The following is a 6866-nucleotide window of genomic DNA, read 5'->3' on the forward strand; positions in this document are numbered from 1 at the left end:
CTCAGTAATCATCACTGCAGCATGTTCTGGTGAGGTTTTGAACATTCCGCTTTTTTGGCGTTTGATCAAGGCATAAGCCGCTTCCCAACTGACCTTGTGATCGTTATTACTACTTCTCATATAACAATAAATTTTTGCGCCCTTAACGGCCTCAGGTGTCCCCGCGATCGCTTCTAAAGGAGTCAGGCTAAGTCCAGCTATACCGGCCAGAGAGAGGAGGAGCGCAAGGCGCTGGCGCAGTCGGGCCATGGCAGGACGATTGAAGCGATCAGAAACTAAATTATCGATTCAAATCGCTCTGTCTAGGCCCGAGTCAGGAATCACCCAGCCCAAGTGGTGATAGCAGTTTCACCACAACAGGGATGACGAGCAAGACAGTGATCAAGCGAACGGCATGCAGTGCAGCAACAGCTGCGCCAACGCCGTAGTCAGCTCCAACCAGGCTCATGCCGCTGATTCCTCCAGGCGCTGCACCCAGCAGGGTGACGAGAGGATCAACGCCTAGCAGTCTGCTGCTCCATAGCCCCACCACAATTCCGGTGAGGACAAGGGTGAGCGTGATCAAGACCGCAGGCTTCCACAATTGCTGTAATTGATCGAGTGAGGTTTTAGTCAGGCCTGTACCGATCACCGTGCCAATGGCGATTTCCAGACAGGTCTTTGTGCCTGCTGGCCATTGAGCCACCTCGAGGCGTCCACTCATGCTCACCATCGCGGTTCCGATCAGTGCGCCTGCCAGTGGTGCAGCAGGGATTCCAGTGCGTGTGGCAAGCAATCCCATGCTCGTGCCGGCTAGGAGATAGAGGAGCACCGTTGTGAGTGGGGGCATGAACACCACGCTGCAGATTGATCCTTAGTCTGGTTCGAGTGGTTCTGATGTGCTGTTATCGGGGCACATCTGTTTACTGGTGCGATGACTCAGTCCGTTTCCTTTCGCATAACGCGTACCGCTGAGGATGTAGCCCAGACCCTTAATGCTTTATCTCAACGGCTGATCAAGCTTGAGAACCGCCTTGAAAGTTTGGAGCTTCAGCTGGAACGCCAGTCGTCTGAGGTCAACACCATGCCTACAGATGAGATGGAACGCCTTGATGGGGTCGATCGTTTGCTGACCGACTGCAGAGACCTGCTACTGCGTTCTGATCCGCAATGGGTGGATCAATCCAACTCTGATATGTGCTCGGAGCAAGACTTGGCGGCCTAACCCATCCCCATGGTTGCCACAATTTGAATAAAGCGATCCATGGCTCATTCATCGACCAATTCCGCAGCGATGCGCGAAGTCACGTCGCGCAACTGCCAAAATTTCTTTGAAGGTGGTCACCAGCTTGAAAAGCTGGAATTCGCTCTAGCTGTTGCAATCACACGTGGAGATGCCAGTAGATGCGAAATGCTTCGTGGTCAGATTGCTGAACTTGGAGGCAACATCGAAGAGCCAGGTACTTGAGTTGAGATTGGCTTATCATTGATTCGTTAGACTATTGATATCTAAGTCCATTTAGTGTTGAATTCGGTACTCGATAGAACTTCAACGATGGTGCAATCTGCTCCCAATCAAAAACAGGAGCATCTTGCTAAAGCAGATGTGTTTTTTCAACAAGCGCAATCTGCGGCCGAGGCAGGCGATGTTTCGTCTTCAGGATCTTTTATTTTGAAAGCCCTTGAACAGGAACGACGCGCAGGCACCGTCGGTCCTCAGGTGATGCAACTGATTAAACCTAGATCTTGACTAAGCGGGTGACCGGATTCGAACCGGCGACGTCCAGCTTGGGAAGCTGACATTCTACCGCTGAATTACACCCGCATAGGCGTGATCCTATCCCACGCCCGATGCCCAAGTTGATGATTAATTGCTCTAATTATTGCTTAAGACGGCTGATGCAGCGCTAAGTCCCGCACCCATCTGGCCCTTATGGAAGCCAAGTGAATGCAACACGGATTCAATGGCAGCTACGGCGGTCAAAACATCTCGATCGCAAACAAAGCCGAGATGGCCAATGCGGAACACCTTGCCTTTGAGATGGTCTTGACCGCCGGCTAACAGAATGTCGAAGCGATCTTTAATGGTTTTACGAAGCAGTTCCGCATCCATTCCTGCAGGTGCAACTGCCGTAATCGCCGGACTTCCATGGCCTTCGGCTGCAAACAGCGTCAATCCGATCGCTTTCATCGCAGCGAGTGCTGCATCGCGGTGACGCGCATGGCGGGCGAAAATCGCTTCAAGCCCCTCCGCCTGCATCATCTCCAGCGCGGCGTCGAGAGCGAAGTACAAATTCACTGCAGGCGTGAATGGATTGCTGTTTTTGGCTGCAGTTTTTCGATAGGGACCCAAATCCAAATAAAACTTGGGTAGATCGGAGCGTTCGTAGGCTTTCCAAGCTCGCTCACTCATCGCGACAAAGCTGAGCCCTGGCGGCATCATGTAGCCCTTTTGGGATCCAGATGCGACCACATCCAGGTTCCACTCATCCATGGGCACGTTGGTGGCGCCAAGGCTTGTGACGCAGTCGGCGATTGTTAGAGCTGTGCCATGGGCTTGGACGTGGCGGCTGATCGTTTCAAGATCGTTGATCACGCCTGTGGATGTTTCTGAATGGGTCAGGATCACCGCTCGGATCGTTTTGTCACTGTCGGCTTCCAACACGGTCCGGAAGTTGTCTGGGTCAAGGGGTTGTCCCCAGTCCGCCCTGATCACCTCCACCTCAAGGCCGTAGGCACGTGCCACCTTGACCCAGCGCTCGCCAAACTTGCCATTGTCGCCACAGATCACCCGATCTCCACGACTGAGTGTGTTGATGATTCCAGCTTCCATGGCAGCTGTGCCGCTACCGGTGATCACCAGTACGTCGTTGTTGGTTTGATGGAGCCAGCGCAGTTGGGCCGTTGTTCGTTCCACCACCGCTTGAAACTCACCGCTGCGGTGCCCGATGGGATGGCGTCCCATCGCTTTCAGAACCGTTTCTGGCACCGGGGTGGGTCCGGGGATCATCAGGGTGAGCTTGTCCTGCACGTCCGGAAGAGCGCCAATCGTTCATTCTAAAAAACGATCCGCTGGCTATTCGGTATCACCCAATCCCGCACAGACTCCCCCCAAGGGCTGACACTCCCCGTCTGGGTTGCCGCCGCAGCTCGAGCGGCCACGAAAGTGTTGTGTGGAAAGGCGTTCGAAACTCCACAATCGCTGCAGATTCCAGGTCGTGATCAGCCCCTCAGCGTGCCGCTTCAATCGGCAGCGCCCTTGCAAGGAGGTGAGCAAGCTTTGGCGATCAGCCGCTGCGACCCAGGTCCAGGTCTTGATCTCACTCGAGATTTAGAAATTTGGGTTCAGGTGCGTTGGAGTCAACCGGAAACAGGCTGGTTGGAGATCGTGCCGGGGGAGGGGATCGGCAGACAGGGGCCTGAGGGTGATCTTTGCGCTTCTGATTTCGCCCGCCGCGTCTTGGAGGCCAATCTGCGCGACCTGGTTCCTCCTGGTCGATGTTTGCAGATGGAAGTTGTGTTTCCGCTCGGCCGCGAATTAGCCCAGCGCACGAGTAATGCAGCGTTTGGCGTGGTGGACGGCTTGGCCTTGATCGGCACGCAAGCCGAGGTGCAGTCGAGTGCATCGCCGGATCAGCTGCGCGCCAGTCTTGATGCTCTTCAGGCAATTGCGGGAGCAGCCGATTTCTGCGGATCCCTCACCCTTGTGATTGGGGAGAACGGGTTGGATCTCGCCCATCAGCTGGGTCTTGCTGATCAACAGCCTCTGCTTAAGGCAGGGAATTGGATTGGGCCTTTGCTTGTGGCCAGTGCGGAAGCGGGTATTCGCAACCTCCTGTTGCTCGGCTATCACGGAAAGCTGGTCAAATTGGCCGGCGGGATCTTCCATACCCACCACCATTTGGCGGATGGTCGATTAGAGGTTCTTGCGGCGATTGCCCTGCAGCAGGGACTCGGTGTGGATCTGATCAAAGACCTACTGGCTTGTGCGTCGATGGAATCGGCGCTTCAAGAGCTTCAGAAGTGCGATTCCACCAGTGCAGATCAGGTCTGGCAAGCGATTGCACAGGCTGTTGAAGTGCGAAGCGAGGCATACCTAAAGCGTTATGGCACCTGGTCTATGCGGGTTGGTGCCGCGTTATTTGATCGCGAACGTCAGTTGCGTTGGACCGGATTGACAGGACACTCCCTTCTCGCCTGCTGCGGACTTGGCATTCATTCGGAAGGGGAAGAGGCCGGCTTTGATCCTTCTCTACGCTGAAGGAACTGAAGGTTTGGAAGGCCGTTCCTTTGACGGTCCTAGTGCGGTATGTCATCAGTCCAGAGCGAAGGTCAGCGCAAACCGGCCATCGTCATTCTTGATTTCGGTTCCCAGTACTCGGAACTGATTGCCCGCCGCGTTCGTGAGACGCAGGTGTTTTCGGTGGTGTTGGGCTACAGCACCAGCGCTGAAGAATTAAGGGCTTTGGCTCCGCGTGGAATCATCCTCAGCGGAGGCCCAAGTTCGGTCTATGCCGATGAGGCTCCCCTCTGCGATCCAGCGATTTGGGATCTGGGCATCCCTGTGCTGGGGGTCTGCTACGGCATGCAGTTGATGGTTCAGCAGCTTGGTGGTCAGGTGGTGGCGGCTACGGGTAAGGCTGAATACGGCAAGGCTCCGCTCATGGTGGATGACCCCACTGCACTTCTCACGAATGTGGAGAGTGGCTCCACGATGTGGATGAGTCACGGTGATTCTGTGGAGGCCTTGCCCGATGGCTTCCTGCGTTTGGCGCATACAGCGAATACGCCTGAGGCGGCGATCGCGAATCACAAGCGACGCTTATACGGCGTTCAATTTCACCCTGAGGTGGTTCATTCCACCGGTGGAATGGTGATGATTCGCAATTTTGTTTATCACATCTGTGGTTGCGAACCGGATTGGACCACTGAGGCTTTTATCGATGAAGCAGTGGCAAATGTGCGTGACCAAGTTGGTCAAAAGCGTGTGTTGCTTGCCCTGTCAGGAGGCGTGGATTCTTCAACTCTAGCTTTTTTATTGAAGAAAGCGATTGGAGATCAACTCACTTGCATGTTTATCGATCAAGGCTTTATGCGTAAAGGCGAGCCTGAATTCCTGATGGAGTTCTTTGATCGTAAATTTAATATTCATGTTGAGTATATCAATGCTCGAGAACGTTTTATTAAAAAGCTTGATGGCATTACGGATCCAGAAGAGAAGCGCAAAATCATTGGCACGGAATTCATCCGCGTGTTTGAAGAGGAGAGTCGCCGTCTTGGCCCATTTGATTACTTAGCCCAGGGCACGCTGTATCCGGATGTGATTGAAAGTGCTGGTACCAACGTGGATCCCAAGACCGGGGAGCGTGTGGCTGTGAAGATCAAGAGCCATCACAACGTGGGAGGACTTCCTAAGGATTTGCGCTTCAAGTTGGTGGAGCCCCTGCGCAAACTGTTTAAGGATGAAGTTCGTAAAGTGGGCCGAACGCTCGGGTTGCCCGAGGAGATCGTGAGTCGCCATCCCTTCCCAGGCCCTGGACTGGCGATTCGCATCTTGGGCGAAGTGACGGAGGACAAGCTTGATTGTTTGCGTGATGCCGATCTGATTGTGCGCGAGGAAGTGAATGCGGCAGGGCTCTATCACGACATTTGGCAGGCGTTTGCGGTGCTTCTTCCCGTTCGCTCAGTGGGCGTGATGGGGGATAAGCGCACTTATGCCTGGCCGATCGTGCTGCGCTGTGTGTCGAGTGAGGACGGCATGACCGCTGATTGGTCGAGGCTTCCCTATGACCTGATGGAAGCGATTTCCAATCGGATTGTGAATGAGGTGAAAGGAGTGAATCGCGTGGTAATGGACATCACTAGCAAGCCCCCAGGAACGATTGAGTGGGAATAGTTAGTGCTGGCACCGACAAATGCATTTAGCTCATTGAGAAAATTTTTTTCAAGCTAATAGAATGATATTTAATTCAAAAGGGCACTGGGAATTTATTTATAAGCTCATGAGAGGTCAGTTGTTATGGGTATTTCAGCAATCAAAAGCTCGATGTTGGGATCTCCCGCCGCGATTGACTTAAGTTTCGCGGTAAGCTTTTAGGAGGTGAATTTGTCGGTAGAATTCTTTTGCATCGAATATACGTCGATGTTGTAAGGCAGGCGTTGCGGTCTAAGTTGAAAAATATGACTTTTCCAGCTATTATTGATCGTGATCTTTCAAAGCTCTTGTTTGGTGCAGGTCAATGACTAGAAGACACGCCTACTATGCATCTCTTGAAATCGTTCAAGACGGAAAATGTTATCGCTGTGACCTTCCGTATAAATCATTGAGCAATAAATTTGAACAAAAAGAAGTGATCGATCACTTTTATTCGATACTTTCTCATTCGATAAATAATGGAGTTATCCAAATGTATGGAATGACTGCCTATGATTTTGCAGTGGATATTGTGGTCAATGAAAGTGAATCAGTTGCGAATTATGATTTAAGTTGGCATTTCTCTGTTGATTGCTGGCAAAAAATCTCTTGCCCACGCGCGCATCCTTATCAGCATCGCCTGAATTTATTAGGGCTGCTTAACAAGCATTACGAGACTGTATATCTTGGCTCTTCAGATATTCCGACAGAAGTTGAATATGCTATCAGGAGAAGTGGGCTGGAAGATTATCGTTAGTGCCGATTTGGATGGCCGAATGAATTAGGCTGCAATTGCTAATTTGTTTATTTTTATCGGCAAATGTCTCTATTCAAAGCATATGACTGCTAGCGACAGTCCTGAGGCTTTTGAGCCCTCACCTCTCTCGTTAAGAGTTTAATTAATTCAATCGTTTGACAAAGATCTATAATAATAAATTCGCACTTGTTTTTTGTGGATGTTTTTTGTTCGACA

At 52.0% G+C, this 6866-nt stretch carries 9 protein-coding genes and 1 tRNA gene; 6 read left to right on the forward strand and 4 right to left on the reverse strand.

Annotation, left to right across the window (positions count from 1 at the left end; genetic code table 11):
* Together NCN04_RS05915 and NCN04_RS05920 are read right to left on the reverse strand one after the other, a co-directional pair.
* Positions 1-249 (reverse strand): DUF6554 family protein (locus NCN04_RS05915; RefSeq protein ID WP_350223239.1); only part of this gene is annotated, 249 nt, incomplete at its 3' end.
* A 64-nt stretch (positions 250-313) separates the two neighbouring features.
* Complete coding sequence (locus NCN04_RS05920; protein ID WP_048347628.1) at positions 314-829, reverse strand: AbrB family transcriptional regulator; 516 nt, start codon at positions 827-829, stop codon at positions 314-316.
* A gap of 84 nt (positions 830-913) precedes the next feature.
* Here NCN04_RS05920 and NCN04_RS05925 point away from each other — a divergent pair, with 84 nt between their 5' ends.
* The 3 genes from NCN04_RS05925 to NCN04_RS05935 all read left to right on the forward strand — a co-directional run bounded on the left by NCN04_RS05925 (position 914) and on the right by NCN04_RS05935 (position 1729).
* Positions 914-1204, forward strand: coding sequence for a chemotaxis protein (locus NCN04_RS05925; protein WP_048347629.1), 291 nt, complete (start codon positions 914-916; stop codon positions 1202-1204).
* 39 nt (positions 1205-1243) lie between these two features.
* Positions 1244-1447 (forward strand): DUF8683 family protein, encoded by a 204-nt coding sequence (locus NCN04_RS05930; protein WP_048347630.1) that lies wholly within the window; start codon positions 1244-1246, stop codon positions 1445-1447.
* Between the two features lie 87 nt (positions 1448-1534).
* On the forward strand, positions 1535-1729 hold the full coding sequence (locus tag NCN04_RS05935) for a hypothetical protein (protein WP_048347631.1): 195 nt from the start codon (positions 1535-1537) through the stop codon (positions 1727-1729).
* A gap of 3 nt (positions 1730-1732) precedes the next feature.
* Here NCN04_RS05935 and NCN04_RS05940 read toward each other — a convergent pair.
* Together NCN04_RS05940 and NCN04_RS05945 are read right to left on the reverse strand one after the other, a co-directional pair.
* A tRNA-Gly gene (locus NCN04_RS05940) sits at positions 1733-1804 on the reverse strand.
* A 51-nt stretch (positions 1805-1855) separates the two neighbouring features.
* Positions 1856-3010, reverse strand: a complete 1155-nt coding sequence (locus tag NCN04_RS05945; protein ID WP_048347632.1) for a pyridoxal-phosphate-dependent aminotransferase family protein — start codon at positions 3008-3010, stop codon at positions 1856-1858.
* A gap of 54 nt (positions 3011-3064) precedes the next feature.
* Between NCN04_RS05945 and cbiD the strand changes: the two genes are divergently transcribed.
* The 3 genes from cbiD to NCN04_RS05965 all read left to right on the forward strand — a co-directional run bounded on the left by cbiD (position 3065) and on the right by NCN04_RS05965 (position 6650).
* Positions 3065-4240, forward strand: a complete 1176-nt coding sequence (gene cbiD / locus NCN04_RS05955) for a cobalt-precorrin-5B (C(1))-methyltransferase CbiD (RefSeq protein ID WP_502988760.1) — start codon at positions 3065-3067, stop codon at positions 4238-4240.
* A 48-nt stretch (positions 4241-4288) separates the two neighbouring features.
* Positions 4289-5875: a glutamine-hydrolyzing GMP synthase gene (gene guaA / locus NCN04_RS05960; protein ID WP_048347634.1), complete on the forward strand. Its 1587-nt coding sequence runs from the start codon at positions 4289-4291 to the stop codon at positions 5873-5875.
* Positions 5876-6218: 343 nt separating this feature from the next.
* Complete coding sequence (locus NCN04_RS05965; protein WP_250395479.1) at positions 6219-6650, forward strand: hypothetical protein; 432 nt, start codon at positions 6219-6221, stop codon at positions 6648-6650.
* Positions 6651-6866: the final 216 nt, after the last annotated feature.

The sequence above is a fragment of the Synechococcus sp. MU1655 genome (assembly GCF_023630655.1).
In the GTDB taxonomy this organism is placed as follows: domain Bacteria; phylum Cyanobacteriota; class Cyanobacteriia; order PCC-6307; family Cyanobiaceae; genus Synechococcus_C.

What these genes read in the sequence shown, in the direction of transcription:
- NCN04_RS05965 (WP_250395479.1), top strand. Translation starts at nt 6,219, where the DNA reads ATGACTAGAAGACACGCCTACTATGCATCTCTTGAAATCGTTCAAGAC.
- NCN04_RS05935 (WP_048347631.1), top strand. Translation starts at nt 1,535, where the DNA reads ATGGTGCAATCTGCTCCCAATCAAAAACAGGAGCATCTTGCTAAAGCA.
- NCN04_RS05920 (WP_048347628.1), bottom strand. Translation starts at nt 829, where the DNA reads ATGCCCCCACTCACAACGGTGCTCCTCTATCTCCTAGCCGGCACGAGC.
- guaA (WP_048347634.1), top strand. Translation starts at nt 4,289, where the DNA reads ATGTCATCAGTCCAGAGCGAAGGTCAGCGCAAACCGGCCATCGTCATT.
- NCN04_RS05930 (WP_048347630.1), top strand. Translation starts at nt 1,244, where the DNA reads ATGGCTCATTCATCGACCAATTCCGCAGCGATGCGCGAAGTCACGTCG.
- NCN04_RS05925 (WP_048347629.1), top strand. Translation starts at nt 914, where the DNA reads ATGACTCAGTCCGTTTCCTTTCGCATAACGCGTACCGCTGAGGATGTA.